Here is a 16,387-nt window from a genome sequence, read left to right as displayed (position 1 = left end):
TCCATTAAAAAACATTAAGTTATAAAATATTTCGTTACAAATACTACTGACTCTCATTTTCTCTTCTATATTTAGTCCTAACTCTACCTGTCAATTTGTATACTTTTAACAACGCAAATAATATTGATTGCTATTTAGGTCAGTGTATACTTGCTCCGTGAATTGAATGCAAATACAAATAATTTTCATAGGAAGACGTCTAATGGCATTAAGAAAGTCTCTGCTTGCAACTGCAATTTTGGCAGCTACAGTTGGTTTAACAGGTTGTGGTGGCTCTAGTAGTGATAACAACACAGTAACTACACCAGAAACTCCAGCACCTACAACTCCTTCAAACAAAGCACCAACTATTACTGTTGAAACAGCAAGTGTTATGGAAGATACGCTGGGCGCCGAAATTACAGGTATCACTATTGCGGATGACAATGATGATGCAGCTGCACTTACATTTACAGTAAGTGACGGTCGTTTTGAGGTTGTTGAAGGTAAGTTAAAACTAAAAGCTACTAACGCATTAAACTTCGAGCAAGAAGCTGATCAAAAAGTTAGCTTAACAGTAACTGCAACTGACTCTGCTGGCGAAAAAGTTGAGCAGGCAATCGAAGTTGCTATCACTGATATGCAGCCTACAGCTGGTAAAAATCTGTATGCATTTGAAAATAATGGTAATTCAAGCGTAGCTTACTCAGGTCAAACATCTCGTCATGCCGCTATGGCTGAAGCTAAGTCTCTGCTTGGTAAGCTGACGACTGATGTAAGTGTTGAAGACCGTAATACAACACTTACGGTAGCTGAAGGTTTCATCTTAGCGCAAGATGAGAGCTTCCACGGCTCTGCTTTCACGTTTACAGAAGGTAAAGGTGTAGCACAAAGCAACTTGGGTGAAATCAGCAGCAAAAAAACAGTTGCAGGCGAAGGCGGTAAGATCGCTGGTAGCGATGCGTCTCCAATGAATAAAACATGGAATGATGGTACATCATTTGTTGGTTGGAATGAGTTTGGCACCTTTGATAAGACACCAAATGGTCTAGTTGAGTACTACTTTGACTTGATTAAAAAGCAAGTAGAAACGGCTAATAGCGGTACTAAAATCTTTGCTGAGCACAACGAAGGTAGTGTTGAATTAACCAAGCTATATGTCACGCCTGAAGGTCTAGACCTTGCGCAGCTTATCCAAAAGCACTTAAATGGTGCTGTTTCACTGTCACAAGGTGCAGATGATTATATGGATGAGTTGTTGTTTAACAACCCAAATGGTAACACTGAGATCACGCCAGCTCAGAACGCTGAGGTTGATGCTGACAAAAACTACACCGATATGGAGCACAAGTGGGATGAAGCTTATGGCTACTTTGGTGCAGCAATCAACTACTTAGAGTACTCTGATGATGAAATTGCTGGTAAAGGTGGTCGTGATGCATTTAAAGGCGGCTACAACGATTATGATGGCAAAGACGGTATTGACCTGAAATCAGAGTATAACTTTGGTAATTCGGGCAATGCAGCAAAGCGTGACCGTGGTACGAAGAGCAATGCAAATCCAACTGACTTCAGTGCAGCAGCTCAAATTGCATTTATAAATGGTCGTGCAATCATTAACAAAAATGTAGGTACTAACATTGATCAGTGGTCTTCTGAAGATCAAGCTGAACTTAAAGAGTACCGTGACCAAGCTCTTCTTTACTGGGAAAAGTCAATTGCAGCGACAGTAGTACATTACATTAATGATACTATCAGCCATGAAGATGGTGACCTGAAAGACATCGCTAGTGGTACATACACTGCTGATCAGTTCTATGCTGTTGCTAAACATTGGTCTGAGATGAAAGGCTTTGCATTGAACTCACAGTTCAACCCTCACTCACCAATTACGGATGAAAAGTTCAAAGAAATCCATGAGTTAATGGGTGATGCCCCTACGTTGACTGCAGCTGGTGTGGATGCTTACATCACGAATTTAGAAAAAGCACGTGATATCATCGCAGAAGCATATAAGTTTGATGCAGATAATGTTACTAACTGGTAATCTGTTTTATAATTTATAACGTAAAGGTTAGCTGCGTATGTAGCTAACCTTTTGTTTTATTTATAGGTATCAAAAAAGAGAGACGCAATGAGAGTGTTAACCCCATTGAGTGCAGTCGCTGTGGCAGTCACCTTGCTATTAAGTGGCTGTGGAGAAAGTAGTTCAAGTACAGCAGGCTCTGAGTTTGCCGGTGGCAATGGCACGACTAATCCGACTACGCCAACGACTCCGACTACGCCAACGTCGTTTGATGAGGCTGCGCTGGTTGCAAACTTGGTTAATAATGTATTGACGCCAACGTTGACTCAATTCGATCAGTTCGCCAGAGCACAGCAAACCCAAATAGCAGAGTACTGTGCTGCAGAAAAGTCGCAAAGTGACACGGCCGCTGAGCTTCATGACAAAGCTAAAGATAGCTGGCGTGCGGCTATGGTAGGTTGGCAATATGTTGAATTAATGCAAGTTGGCCCATTGCTAGAGAATGGCGAAGCATTAAAGAATAATATTTACTCTTGGCCTGCAGGTGGTGCGCTTTGTAGTATTGATCAGGATATCGTTTATCATGAAGATGGCTTTATTAATGGTGACTCTAGTAAGCCTTATGATATCAAAGCTCGTACATCTGATCGAAAGGGTTTAATCGCTATTGAACATGCGTTATTCAGTACGAACTATGACCATAGCTGTAGCTTTGCAAATGAAGCCCTTGCTCCATGGAACAGCCGCACGGTTGAGGAGCGAAAAGTTGCTCGTTGTGAATTCGCCCACACAGCGGCAGGCGATATAGTCGTTAATAGCGCTGCAATTTTGGCTCGCTGGCAAGGAGATAACGGTTTTGCTAATCAATTAATTAATGCAGGTAGCTCAGGCTCGCAAATCGACTCTGCACATACTGCATTAAATGAAATATCAAAAGCCTTGTTTTACATGACTAAAGAGCTTAAAGATATCAAGTTAGGTGAACCTTTGGGTTTGTTTACAAATAGCTGTGGCTCTAATATTTGTCCGCAGGATGTTGAGTCCGACATCTCTGAACATTCAAAAGAAAATCTACTGGCTAATATCCGCGCATTTAAACAGATCTTTACGGGTGAAGGCAGTAGTACAGACAATACGCTAGGGTTTGACGACTTCTTAGACGCAGAGCAGGGTTCTGATGTAAAACAGCGTATGTTAACCGGTTTAGCGGAAGCTGAGGCAGCTTTATTGGCAATTGATGGTTCATTAAAGCAAGCTGTTGAAAATGAAACTGCTGCGGTGACAGCCGTTCATGACAAGGTCAAAAATGTGACCGATGAGCTTAAAAATGACTTTATCAATAAGCTAGCCTTAGAACTTCCTCAAACATCGGCAGGTGACAATGACTAAATACAAAGGTATGAATAAATCACTGTTGGCAATGGCCGTCGCTGTTGCATTACCAAACGCTTACGCAGATGAAAATGCGAAAGACGACATCGAGCATATTCAAATAATCAGTCACTATGACAAGCTAAGAACAGAGGCAGGCTCTGCCACTTTGCTTACAGAAGAGCAACTTGGTGAATATGAGTATGATGATATTCACCGTGTACTTTCTTCTGTGCCAGGTGTGAATATTCGTGAGGAAGATGGTTATGGCTTGCGTCCAAACATCGGATTTCGTGGTGTGACACCAGAGCGCAGTAAAAAGATCACCATAATGGAAGATGGCGTTCTAATTGGCCCAGCACCATATTCAGCGCCTGCTGCCTACTACTTCCCTCAAACTACGCGCATGACAGCGGTTGAAGTATTCAAAGGGCCTGCGGCGATTAAACATGGTCCACAGACCATAGCTGGTGCGTTGAACTTGGTGACGCGTTCAGTGCCTGAATTTACAGAAGGTGCAATAGATATTGCCGCTGGTGGTGACGGTTATACCAAAGCGCATGGTTATTTTGGCTCTGTAGTAAACAATATTGGCTTTTTAGTAGAAGCGGTTAACGTCCAAGCAGATGGTTTTAAAGAGCTTGATGGCGGTGGTGATACAGGTTTTGATAAGAATGATTTCTTAGCTAAATTTAACTACCGCCTGCAGCAAGGTGATATTGAGCACAATTTCGGCTTAAAACTAAGTTACGCAGATGAGATATCAGATGAGACATACCTTGGTTTAACCGAAGCGGATTTTGCAGAAAATCCATATCGTCGATACGCAGCAACAGCGCCTGCAAAAATGGACACGGAACATCAACAGGTGATGTTTACCCACAGTATGAGCACAGATAATTTGAGCTTAACAACGCGATTATATCGCAACGATTATGAGCGTGCTTGGCTGAAATTAAATAGTGTTGAAGGTAAATCACCTCAGGAGATTTTGCTAAACCCTGAATCGGAAGATAACCAGCGTTTATATGAAATCTTAAAAGGTGAACAAGACTCTGTGGTTCCTGGCGCTGCTAATTTCCTAACAATGGGCACGAACGATAGGGAATACTATTCTCAAGGGTTACAAATTGATGGCGATTTTTCGTTTAATTTGTTCGACTTAAATCATGACTTATCATTTGGTGTGAGATTCCATGAAGATGAAATCGAACGCAAGCACTTTGAAGAAAGCTATGAAATGAAGTCGGGAGTATCTTCACTGGTTGAAAATAGCAAACGCTTCACAACATTGAATACAGAGCATACTGAAGCATGGTCTGTGTATGTTGAAGACAAGATTAAGCTGGATGCATTAACTCTGGGTGTAGGTGTGCGTGGTGAGCTGATGGACATGCATTACCAAAACAACAACAACCCAAATGATTGGCTTGATAAAACGACTCGTATTTGGTTACCTGGCGTCAGTGGTTTCTACCAATTAAGTGAAGACTCAGGTGTATTATTTGGTATTCACCGTGGTTTTTCTCCAGCTTCTCCGGCACAATCGTCAGAAATTGAGATAGAGAAGAGCACTAACTATGAATTTGGTGGGCGCTATAATGATGGTGTGACCGAATTTGAAGTTGTGAGCTTTTTCAATGACTATAGTAACTTAAAGGAGAGCTGTGGACAGTCTAACTGTGGTGACAGCTTGCAACAAGATGCTGAGTTTAATGGTGGTGCAGCCCATGTTTATGGTCTTGAAGCGCAGTTCTCGCAGCGTTACCCACTTAATTTGCAGTTAGATATCCCGTATAGCTTCGTTTATACCTACACCAAGGGTGAATTTAAGAACGATCGTCGTACTTCATTTGCTCAATGGGGCGAAGTAAAAAGTGGCGATCCGCTGCCTTATTTACCGGAGCACCAAGTTAGCTTTAACGTTGGCCTAAGTGCAGACAAATGGCGCACGTCTTTAGCGGTTAAATATATTGGCTCTATGCCTGAAGCTGCTGGCCGAAGCTGGCAAGAAGGTACTCAAGAATTTACTTTATACTTAGAAGGTCAAGAAGTTCCTTCATCGACAACAGTCGATCTGTCAGCAAGTTACGATTTTGATGATTATGGTCAGGTATACCTAAAGGTAGACAACTTACTTGATGAAGATAAAATTGTAAGCCGTAGACCTTATGGTGCGCGTCCAGGAAAGCCAAGACAGGTTACTGTTGGATACAAATACCAATTTTAGACATCCATGATGTTTAACGCTACGCATACATAAGTAAGGCCGCATCATGCGGCCTTTTTTACCAATTTATGGGAGTGTATAGGCTTAATGTTTGAGACTATTTGGCAAAGTATTTCTACATTGCCAGGCTATTTGGTCGATGCAAATAAACGTATTTTCTGGCTATATCTGGCATCGGCAGTTGCAATGGCTTTTTTTGTATACTTCACGACCAATACAACTCGCAGCTTAAAAGGCTTCTGGCAATTTTTATTTCCCCGTTCTGTTTGGTTGCATGAAAGTGCCAAACAGGATTACGGACTGTTTATTATTAATCGTATTATTAAAGCCCTCACTTTTGCGCCTATTGTATTAACCATGGTGCCAGTTGCAATTGGGTTATCTGATGGGCTTGAGGCTTTATTTGGCCCATCTTTACATTTACAGTGGCCTCAGTCAGTAGTAATTGGCTTGTTTACACTGATGTTATTCATTGTCGACGATTTGACGCGATACCTACTTCATCTTGCATTGCATAAAGTCCCATGTTTGTGGGAAATTCACAAGGTTCATCACTCTGCCAAGGTACTTACACCGTTTACTATTTATCGCTCACACCCGATAGAAAGCTACTTCTATGCATGTCGTATGGCTTTAACACAGGGGATTGTTGTTGGTCTCGGTTATTTCTTTTTTGGGTCTGCGCTGAGTATGTTTGATATTTTGGGGGCTAATTTATTCGTTTTTGTATTCAACGTTTGTGGGTCTAATCTCCGCCATTCTCATGTCTGGTTTAGTTGGGGCGATAAATTGGAAGGCTGGTTTATTAGCCCAGCACAACACCAAATTCATCACAGTGATAACCCAAAGCATTTTGATACAAACATTGGTTCGGCATTGGCTATATGGGATCGCATAGCAGGCAGTTTAATTCGTGCATCGCAAGCACAGAATATTTCAATTGGGGTGGGCAAATACGACGCTGGTCACGATAGTCTTTGGGCGATTTACTACAAACCTGTAGTGGCTGCACTCAAGGCGCTTTATCCAGCAGCACTCATGAGCAAAAAACAAGACAATCAGTAAAAAGAAGAGAAGGTAGGCTGGCGACGGGCATGGCCAGCCTATTTAAGAGGGAGTAGGCCCTCAAAAAATCGATTGTTTAGTGCATTACACGAGAAGATGAACGATAGAAGCCTAATTCATTTAGCTTATCAATAAGGCTTGGGTCGTCTAAACGTTCTGGTGTCGACTCAGTACGCAAGTAGTGATCTTCGGGTACAGCATGTAAATCCAGCATTTTTTGAAATAAAATATTACGAATTGCTAGCGCTGTCATCCCCGAGTCCTGAATGCTATCTAGGCGTTCTTGTATGTCGGCGAATGGGCCCGCATTCACATCGTCAACCGCTGCTGGAAAGTACGAATTTAACTTATTCTTGCTCATGCAAACCCTCATAAAATATCTCGTTAGGATCCGTGGGTGTTCCCCAAAAAGGATACTAAGTATAAGATTTAAGTACAAAAAATTATTGAACCAGTCTTTAACTGACACAGCCAGTGTACTCTGTTTCTATGTCGAATTACTAACTTCGATGTAAAGTTTTGTAAATCGCACTAATACAAAAAAGTACGAAAAAGCAGGTGGGGTTTTAGACGTCTAGATGTAACTATATGACAGGAAAATAAAAATAGTTCTCAGTACCCTTTAAAGGGTCTGAGAACTGAAATAAATAATTTAGAATAATTTTTCTTTTACATGTTCAGCAAAACCACTTCCTGCTTCTAAATAGAAGTTATAGGTTGAGTGGACGCCCATATCTTCAAGCTCTTTTTGTTGATCTGGGTAATTAGCGATCGCAGTTACTTGACCTGTATAACCAGATGCTTGCAGCTGCTCCAGTGCATAGATGTTCTGCATATGTTTGGGCATAGCAAGCATGACCATTTCTACACTAGAATGGTTTACCCTTTGCCAAAAATCTGGGTCCGTTGCATCCGCAAGAAGTACACGCCTGCCGCGCTTAATGTGTTTATCGACGACTTCCGGTTTTATGTCGATACCAGCCACAGAATTGGGATGTGAGCAGTGAATTGTTTCATATGCACCAGTACCTATTCTGCCCATACCAAATATCACGATCCGGGTGTCTGTGAGGTTCACAGGCAGCTCTTCTTCTAAGCGTTTTGGGCTCTCAAACTTTTGTAACACATGTTCTAATTTGACATAAATCTCATTGGCGCGTTTGTTTAGTGGCGACGCGAGAATAAAGGTGATTGAGACTGCAATAGCAACGACGGCTAGCCAGTCTGGCGCAATCAGTCCGGAGCTTGCTGCAACGGCACATACAATGAGACCAAACTCACTATAATTTGAAAGGGTAAAGGCGCTTAGCAGCGACGTACGAGCGCGCAACCTAAACATATTTGTTAGCACGTAATATAAGAGTACTTTAATCGGTAATACCAGCACTAGCAGTAAGCCGATCATAAAGGCATTGACAGATATACTGGCATTTAAACCGATGTTTAAGAAAAAGCCTACGAGAAGAATGTTTTTTAAATTTAACAATGATTTAGAAAGCTCGCTTGCCTTTTTATGCGGGGCAAATATCATCCCGATAATTAACGCACCTAAGTCGCCTTTTAACCCTGCAAATTCAAATGCATGGTAGCCAACGACTAAAGCGAAAAAGAATCCGAATAAAGGTAGTAGTTCACCATGTTTGGAGCGGCTGAGCACCCAAAACATCACTTTTCTAAATACGAATAGACCTGCAATAAGCGCCAGCGCCCAAATATTAGGCATTTTACCAGTGCTGATCGCCAAAAATACAACGGCAAAGATATCTTGCATGACCAAAATACCAATGGCGATTTTGCCATGCAGGCTCGCCATTTCCCCTCGTTCTTCTAACACTTTTACTGCAAATACCGTACTTGAAAAACTAAACGCAAAGCCCACCAATAAAGCACTTTGAAGATCCAGTTGATTAAATAGAGGTAAGTTAAAAACACACAATAACAGCAGCAGAGAAGCGAAGAAGGCACTACTTAAAACAATATGCAAAGTTGCTGGAGCCCATACCTGGGGCTTTACAAGGTTTTTTACTCTGAGCTTTAGGCCAATACTAAAAAGTAGGATAGTGACGCCCAAGTCGGCAAGTTGAGAGAGTAATGGTGTTGTTTGTTGACCCATGAGGTTGAGAATAAACCCGGCCATCAAGAATCCTATCAGAGGTGGTAGCTTTAATTGATAAATTGAAAAACCACACGCGAAAGCAATTGCAAAGTAAAGTAGTTCCATAAGTTACGCTGGTTGTGATTGGTAACTTGATTCTACCAAATCGCGTTGGTTTATAAATCAATTCTGGACAAAAGTATATGGCACTTTGCATTAGTAATATGCAAACAAATCTATATTTATCAAAAATAGCCAGATTTTCACTGACAAGCTTGAATAAATGTGTTTAAGATGCCTTAACGGAACATCCTCGAGAGGAGTAATGATGTTTAAAAAACTCTTAGCATCTGTCGGAGTAGGTGCAGCAAAAGTAGACACAGTATTAGAAACGGAACATTTACATCCGGGTCAAAAATTTCAAGCCCAAATTATTGTGATGGGCGGAGATGTAGAACAAGAAATATCTGGACTTGAATTGGCGTTAATGACCAAGGTCAAAGTTGAGAATGATGATGGCGAATACTTCACCAATCACGTCATAGAAAAATGGCGAATCCCAGAAGAGTTTACAATTTCCCCTGGCGAGCAAAAAGTGATCCCATTTGAAGCTCGACTACATTCAGAAACGCCAATAACACAGATAAACGCGCCCTATAACCATTGTCATGTGTGGCTGGAAACGGGTTTGGATATTGATCTAGCACTAGACCCGTCAGACAAAGACGCGCTGCATATCTATCCGAATGAAGCGGTAAAAGCTGTACTTAGCGCAATGGACAAACTGGGCTTCCAACTGGTTAAAGCGGATGTTGAAAAAGGCTATTTACGTGCCTCAAGCTTCCAGTCAATTTCGGGGTGTTACCAAGAGATAGAATATCGACCGAGCAGTCGCTCTATGTTTGGTTTACAAGAGGTGGAGCTTTCGTTCGTACCTGAAGCGCATAAAACCCATGTATTAATCGAATTAGATCGCGCTTTCCGTAATGACGGTTATGTTGATTTAACGATCGAACATGATCAAGTTAACTTGTCGCGTATATGTGATCAGCTCGAACGCTTATTTGCCTAAATAATTGAAGAAGGCATCTTGAATCAATGACTAATTTTAAAGATAAGTCATTTTATGAGCTCAGTCATGATGAGCTCTTTGACGTGTTTAAATTGCGTGTTGATGTGTTTGTGGTGGAGCAAAATTGCCCTTATCATGAAATAGATGAAGTAGACCGAGTACCAAGTACGCGGCATATTTTGTTTATCGGGAGTGACCGCTTACAAGCATATGCGCGCTGTTACTCAAAAGAAAATGGTGCAGCAGCAATAGGGCGCGTTTTGATCTCGGCCGAGCAGCGTGGCTCAGGCATTGCCTATAAACTTATGGAAAATGCCCTGGCGTGCTGTAATGCGCACTTCCCAAACAGGCCAATCGAAATATCGGCACAAACATATTTGCAGCCATTTTATGAAAAGCTAGGCTTTAAAGCTGTGAGTGAAGCTTATTTAGAAGATGGTATTGAACATATAGATATGCTGTTGAAGCTCTGAAGGCTCTGCTTCATTGAGCTAAATTGTCATTAAGAAGTGAAAAGGCGCTAATAGCGCCTTTTTTATAGTGAATTAATGAAGACCAACGCAATTGCAACAGGGCATACAAATTTAATATACCAAGGCCAAATCTTCCAAAAGAAAGAATGTTCAACCGCGTCATTACCTTCTTTAATCGCAGACAAAAGCTTGCCCCTATGCCAAATCCAACCTGCAAATACACAGCACAACATGCCAATCAATGGCTGTGCAAACTGTGTCGTTAGCTGCACAACAAAGCCGAATAAACTATTGAAGTTAAGAATAATTGTAACACTGATCACACTGACGATGACGCCGATTAACCTGGTCGCTTGTACACGTGCTAGTGCAAATTTTTCTACAACATAAGAAACAGGTGCTTCCAGCATTGAAATAGAGCTGGTTAAAGCTGCGATACTCATTAAAGCAAAGAAAGCAAAACCAATGAATATCCCAATGCTGCCCATGCTTTCAAACAAGGCGGGTAAAACTTGAAATACTAATGTGTCTTCAGACAGTAGTTCGCCAGTCTGAGAGAAAATTTCAACCCCTTGTGCCTGAGCAACGTACATGGCTGGAATGATCAACATACCCGCGACAAAAGCGATGAAAACATCGATCAGAGTAACGTAGGCCCCCAAAGAAACGAGGTTTTCTCTTTTACTGATATAAGAGCCATATATGATCATGACACTGGTACCTAATGAAAGAGAAAAGAATGCTTGCCCCAGCGCGCTCACGAGTAAGTTCGGGTCTAGAATAGAGCTAAAATCTGGCACTAAATAAGCTTTCAAGCCCGTCATTGCGCCTTCTTGTGTTAGCACATATCCGATGAGGGCAAATAAAATGAACAGTAGTGCGGGCATGAGGCGTTTAGACCACTTTTCAATGCCATTCTCAACGCCCTTACTAATGATGGCAACGGTCAGCAAGATAAATGCCGCGGTGAATAGTAAATCTCTAGATAGTGAGCGCTCGCTAAGCCATGTGGTAGCGGTTTCACTGCCACTGAGTACGGTGATCGGTTCCAATGTTGCACTGAACATCCAGCCTGCAACAATTGCGTAGAAGCTTAATATTAAGCCTGAACAAATAATTCCGCCGAATCCGACGATAAATGCAAAACGCTTTTGAGCATTGTTGTTTGCTAGTTTTTGCAAAGAGGCAACAGCATTAGCCTGGCCATGGCGACCAATGACTAACTCAGCCATTAATGCTGGATATGCAAGGCAAAATGCGAGCACCAAATAAACTAATACAAACGCAGCACCACCATTGCTTGCCGTTTGTGTCGGGAATCCCCAAATATTGCCTAGGCCCACCGCGGAGCCAGCAGCGGCCATAATAAATCCAAACCGAGAACTAAACTCTCCTCGAATACTGCTCATGTTTTTATACTTCTCTTTTTTTAAAGACGGCCGCAACAATCTACTGTAATTGACGCGAAATAAAAAGGTTTATCTGCACTGATCCAGCACAAGTTTTTGATGGAAAAAACACCGTAGACTGGAGTATCCATAATTTTTCATTAATTTCGCATTTAAGTGTTTGTTTTATAGTTACTATATTGTACTTTAATACAATGACTGTCATTCACTCTGTACAGCTTGAGATACTGCTTTACAGGGGAGAATTAATGTAAACTTGGCACCACCTAGCAACTCAGAGCGACTAACAGACGCTTTTCCATGGTGCCAATCGACAACTTTTGAGACGATAGCGAGACCCAACCCATAGCTCTTCCCGGCTCTATTTCGGTGCCCTTGCTCTTGGAAAAATGGGTTGAAAACTTTATTCCAGTTTTCAGGCTCGATACCAGGGCCATCGTCTTCGACTGTGATTTCGATTTCATGGTCATGTAATTTGGCGCTGATAAACAGCTGCATTTGTGCAAAGTCACACGCATTACTTAGCAAGTTAGATATAGCACGGGCAAGCCAGTGTAGATCTGCTTCCATTACGAGCTCTGCTTTAATCGACAGGTTTGCAGTTAATCCATTTTTAGACATTTTTGGATGCATCTGGTCAACGATGTCGGATATATAGCCTTGCAGTCTTATGGGCTCAAACTTAAGCAAGTGTGACTTTTGTTCTAAGGTTGCAAAAGACAGGTAGCTCGATAACATATCTTCCATTTGGTCGAGATCTTTCTCCATTCGCTCAAGCAAATGGTGTACTTCTTCAATATCAGTTTCTTCTAGTGCAGCATCGAATCCAAACCTTAAACACGCAACAGGTGTTCTTATATCGTGAGATAAGCTTGATGCCATTAATTTATTTTCGGCTAACAATTTTTCGATTTGGTTTGCCATTCGATTAAATGTGAGCTCAACATCTTTGATGTAAGTGAAATGATTAACTTCTATCCTAGTATCTAGGTTGCCCCCTGCAAACTGCTTTGCTGCGTGAGTGAGCACTGACAATCTTTTTGCAAGCGGTGCTAAGACAAACCACATAAAGGCACAGACGCCGGAATAAAAAGCAATAGTGAGTATGACGTCATAGCTATTTCGTTCAGGGGGCTTTTCCAATTGCAGCTCTATATAGTCCGGCTTTATGGCAGGTGTTGATTTTAGTAGATAAAAATACCCCTCATCAGAGTCAATAAGCAGCCCTTGAGGGCGATGCATTTGCTCGGTGAGTTCAGTCGGTAGTGCAAGCGAAGCGCCTGAGTGATAAGCTATTTTTAAGTCGAAGTCTTTGCCAGCTTGCTCGATAAAGCTTGCTCTGTTATTTAATGGGTTATTGCCAGCTTGATTGGCTATACCTACCAGTAGTTTTGCTTGCCAAAAAAAATTATCCTCATCTGGTGCAGTTTGCTCACTAAAGGTATCAATGAGCCAACCCAATAAGATAATTGAGATGATCACACCGGTTAGTAAGGATAAATAGAGTTTTCTCATTAATTAGCTCCAATGAGAGTGGCACAGAGCTCCGAAAAATGGGACTGTAATACTTTTAAATATGCAGTAGCTTTGGTAATTGACCTCAGCTACACGCAATACTACCAAGCCGACGGCACGAGCAAATAGCCTTTCCCCCAAATGGTTTTGATCTTTTCAGGGTTTTGAGGGTCGTCATCAAATTTTTTACGTAGCGCTGAGATCAGCACATCGACACTTCGATCAAGGCCATCATATTCACGGCCCTTAGTTGCTTTAAACACAGCGTCCCTAGAAACAACTTCACCTGCGTTGGAAGCTAAGAAGTGCAACAGTAAGTATTCGGCACTAGAAATAACGATTTCTTTATCAGAAACCAATACTTTTCGAGACTGTGTATCTATTTTAAGATTCCCTACAGTCAAAATGGCGCTGTTGGTTTGCTCATTATTTGAAGAGTCTTGTGCTGCGCGCGCATTGGCCTTAATTCTAGCAAGCAAGGCTCTTGGTCTGACAGGTTTTATTACATAATCACTGGCACCGACTTCTAGACCAATTACTTCGTCCATCTCTTCATCTTTTGCTGTTAACATGATGATGGGCTTGTTATAAAACTGGCGCAGCTCTCTACAGACACTAATACCGTCCTGACCAGGTAACATAATATCTAGCAATACTAAGTCTGGGTTAATTTGCTTTACCATTGACACCACTTCATCACCACGGTGGCAACAATGCGTGTTATAGCCTTGATTATTAAGGTAGTCAGCAACCCACTGTGCGAGTGATTCGTCATCTTCGACTAGTAAAATAGTCCCGTATTGCTCCATGAACAAGCTCCTTTAAATCGAATAGGTATCATTGTTAAAGATGACACTTATTTGGTAGTAAAACCATACTAACTTTTAATTTTAAACGCGCCAATTATAATATTTGTTTCACTAAAAAATGTAATGAAGTGTATGAGTTTGTTGATTATTGAACATTGAGTTTATCAACAAGGCCCTGAGTTAATTTCAGTAGCATTTTAGGTGTCAGTGCATTGACTTCATCTTGCTCACAGGCTCCTGCTACCTTCACCAGTGGGGTTTGGACTGGCTCTACAATATACTTTGGGATATCGACAGACGCTTGATAGCGAGCACGCCTTGCTTCATCTGTGTTTTGTTGTTCGATGAAGTTTTTTACATCTTTCTCATTGGTAATGTTTTGTGTTTCAGTAAAGGTATATTGCATTGGGATACCTTGAAAACCTGCGCTATCTACTGAAGACTTGGCAAACCAAACCACATCCGTTGATTGGTTGTGAGTTAGTCTCATACTTAGAGAAGCCGTAATATTGCTGCACTGCTTTGTAGGCATTGTTTGAGATATTTTAGCAATGTATGGGTGATCACTACTCGGTTTGTTTAACACATATACTTTGTCTTTGCCGTAAGTTAAATCGATTTGTTGCACCACTAAGCGATAATCTGTTGCTTCACTATTGTCTACAATAAGTCCTTTCTTACTGAGAATATTTGCCAGTGCTTTGTGCAGCTCGTCGGTCATAGATACTTTACTGGCATCTATAAAGACAGAATCTAGCTTTTTAACTGTATGCGCAGGCAATTGTACCGATTTAATTCGAGCTGATTCGAGCTCGCTGCTGTAGCTTATTTGAAATATGGACTTTTGTAGCAGAGGCTTAGGAGGCGTATTGAGCTTTGGCGCAAGTGGCTGAGTCACCATGCAGCCAGCTAGCCCTGTCAATGCAATACCGCCAATGATTATTCGCATTACTAAACACCTCAAATTACTTTTCTTCATTATCTTGTACAACCAATGTGCTAAATTCTACCTTGTAATCATTAGTCACTTACAGTCTAAAAATGTTCAAGATTGTAACCAGTTATGCACTGTAACTTTAATTCTACAAAAAGATTAGCGGTTTAAATTAATGTATGTCGTGAGACAGCAACTTACGTGATACCATAACATCGCGTGTTAATGAACTGAGTCATTATGAAGTCACTATTTATATTTTCAAAATGCTTATTATTGATGCTTTTATCTCATTCTGTAAAAAGCAATGAGATAGACAGAGCCAAAGCTTGGGAGCATTTTGTAAACGACTATTCTAAGCAAGTCCGACAAAAACTAAAAGAAAAATCGGTTCCCGGGGCTGCATTGAGTATCACCCACCTAGAGTTTGGAGATTTAGCCAAAGGTTATGGGCGTACTAAGGTAAAAAAAGGCCGTCAAGTAAATGGCAAAACTCGATTTCGCTTGGCGTCTGTGTCAAAAACATTTGCGGGTTCTTTGGCGGCAAAATTAGCGGCAGAGAACCGCGTCGACTTAGATAAATATGTAGCTGACTATCTCCCCATCTTCCTCGATAGTCAGTATTCAGGACTGCGTGTATATCACCTATTAAGTCATTCAAGCGGCCTAGTGCCCAATGCTTATGATAATTTGATAGAGTCACGAATGTCCTATCAAGATATCTACCCACGCCTTTTAAAAGTCGACAGGCTGTGTCGGCCTGGTATTTGCTATGGTTATCAAAACGTCATGTTTAGCTTAGTCGGCAATGTTATCGAACAGGCGACAGGGCTCAGTTATGAGACTTGGCTCAATGAATTTATCTTTAAGCCACTGCGAATGAAAGATGCTGGGGTCGGCTACGCTCATATGATCCAAGATGAAAACTATGCTTTACCTCATGTCAAAGGAAGAAAGTATTGGCATACTGCAAAGCTGAAAAAGCACTATTATAAAGTAGCACCTGCGGCTGGAGTTAATGCCAGCGCCGAAGATATGGTAGTCTGGCTTAAGGCACAGTTAGGCCTATACCCCAATGTTTTGTCACTGGATGCTTTAACTATTCAATCTCGGCCATTTACTCGCACTCAAAGAGAGTTGAAGCGTCGAGTGTGGCGAAAGTATGTCGACCATGCTCATTACGGACTAGGTTGGAGAATATATGACTTTGCAGGTGAAACAGTGTACTACCATAGTGGCTGGGTACAGGGATATAGAACGGATGTTGTTGTGTTACCTTATCTAGGTATAGGGTTTAGTCTGTTATTAAATGCAGAAAGCGGAGTTATTAACCAGTTGACGACTAACTTTATTCGGGATGCGATTGCTGTTGTGCGAGAAAACGAGCCGCAATAGCGGCTCTGATTAAG

At 41.5% G+C, this 16,387-nt stretch carries 13 protein-coding genes; 7 read left to right on the top strand and 6 right to left on the bottom strand.

From position 1 onward, the window contains the following. The first annotated feature begins 202 nt into the window (after window positions 1-202). The 4 genes from J8M00_RS07080 (at window position 203) to J8M00_RS07065 (ending at window position 6,671) form a co-directional block, all read left to right on the top strand. The gene (locus J8M00_RS07080; RefSeq protein WP_211009617.1) at window positions 203-2,026 is read left to right on the top strand and encodes a DUF4856 domain-containing protein; all 1,824 of its coding nucleotides are present in this window, start codon (window positions 203-205) and stop codon (window positions 2,024-2,026) included. A gap of 87 nt (window positions 2,027-2,113) precedes the next feature. Continuing rightward, complete coding sequence (locus tag J8M00_RS07075) at window positions 2,114-3,394, top strand: imelysin family protein (protein WP_211009616.1); 1,281 nt, start codon at window positions 2,114-2,116, stop codon at window positions 3,392-3,394. Next, the gene (locus J8M00_RS07070) at window positions 3,387-5,606 is read left to right on the top strand and encodes a TonB-dependent receptor family protein (protein WP_211009615.1); all 2,220 of its coding nucleotides are present in this window, start codon (window positions 3,387-3,389) and stop codon (window positions 5,604-5,606) included. Before J8M00_RS07075 ends, J8M00_RS07070 begins: the two co-directional genes overlap by 8 nt. Window positions 5,607-5,693: 87 nt before the next feature. Continuing rightward, window positions 5,694-6,671: a sterol desaturase family protein gene (locus J8M00_RS07065; protein WP_211009614.1), complete on the top strand. Its 978-nt coding sequence runs from the start codon at window positions 5,694-5,696 to the stop codon at window positions 6,669-6,671. A gap of 76 nt (window positions 6,672-6,747) precedes the next feature. On the opposite strand, the gene J8M00_RS07060 is transcribed toward J8M00_RS07065, so the two are convergent. Beyond that, window positions 6,748-7,032: a hypothetical protein gene (locus tag J8M00_RS07060; RefSeq protein ID WP_211009613.1), complete on the bottom strand. Its 285-nt coding sequence runs from the start codon at window positions 7,030-7,032 to the stop codon at window positions 6,748-6,750. Between the two features lie 291 nt (window positions 7,033-7,323). Next, complete coding sequence (locus J8M00_RS07055) at window positions 7,324-8,892, bottom strand: cation:proton antiporter family protein (RefSeq protein WP_211009612.1); 1,569 nt, start codon at window positions 8,890-8,892, stop codon at window positions 7,324-7,326. Window positions 8,893-9,094: 202 nt separating this feature from the next. Between J8M00_RS07055 and J8M00_RS07050 the strand changes: the two genes are divergently transcribed. Then, window positions 9,095-9,838: a sporulation protein gene (locus J8M00_RS07050; RefSeq protein ID WP_023398690.1), complete on the top strand. Its 744-nt coding sequence runs from the start codon at window positions 9,095-9,097 to the stop codon at window positions 9,836-9,838. 26 nt (window positions 9,839-9,864) lie between these two features. Further along, entirely contained in the window at window positions 9,865-10,311 is a 447-nt protein-coding gene (locus tag J8M00_RS07045; protein WP_211009611.1) for a GNAT family N-acetyltransferase, read from the top strand. Between the two features lie 62 nt (window positions 10,312-10,373). Here J8M00_RS07045 and J8M00_RS07040 read toward each other — a convergent pair whose 3' ends face one another. The 4 genes from J8M00_RS07040 to J8M00_RS07025 form a co-directional block, all read right to left on the bottom strand. Further along, window positions 10,374-11,720, bottom strand: a complete 1,347-nt coding sequence (locus J8M00_RS07040) for a sodium-dependent transporter (protein WP_211009610.1) — start codon at window positions 11,718-11,720, stop codon at window positions 10,374-10,376. Window positions 11,721-11,921: 201 nt separating this feature from the next. Beyond that, complete coding sequence (locus J8M00_RS07035) at window positions 11,922-13,235, bottom strand: sensor histidine kinase (protein WP_211009609.1); 1,314 nt, start codon at window positions 13,233-13,235, stop codon at window positions 11,922-11,924. A 101-nt stretch (window positions 13,236-13,336) separates the two neighbouring features. Next, window positions 13,337-14,044, bottom strand: coding sequence for a response regulator transcription factor (locus J8M00_RS07030; protein WP_211009608.1), 708 nt, complete (start codon window positions 14,042-14,044; stop codon window positions 13,337-13,339). 145 nt (window positions 14,045-14,189) lie between these two features. Next, window positions 14,190-14,993, bottom strand: a complete 804-nt coding sequence (locus J8M00_RS07025) for a hypothetical protein (protein WP_211009607.1) — start codon at window positions 14,991-14,993, stop codon at window positions 14,190-14,192. Between the two features lie 225 nt (window positions 14,994-15,218). On the opposite strand from J8M00_RS07025, the gene J8M00_RS07020 reads away from it, so the two are divergent. Then, on the top strand, window positions 15,219-16,373 hold the full coding sequence (locus J8M00_RS07020) for a serine hydrolase domain-containing protein (RefSeq protein ID WP_211009606.1): 1,155 nt from the start codon (window positions 15,219-15,221) through the stop codon (window positions 16,371-16,373). Window positions 16,374-16,387: the final 14 nt, after the last annotated feature.

The sequence above is a fragment of the Pseudoalteromonas luteoviolacea genome, from assembly GCF_018100925.1.
GTDB classification, from domain to species: Bacteria; Pseudomonadota; Gammaproteobacteria; order Enterobacterales; family Alteromonadaceae; genus Pseudoalteromonas; species Pseudoalteromonas obscura.
Note: the sequence above shows the minus strand (reverse complement) of the source record. Positions and strands in the feature narration are given on the sequence as shown.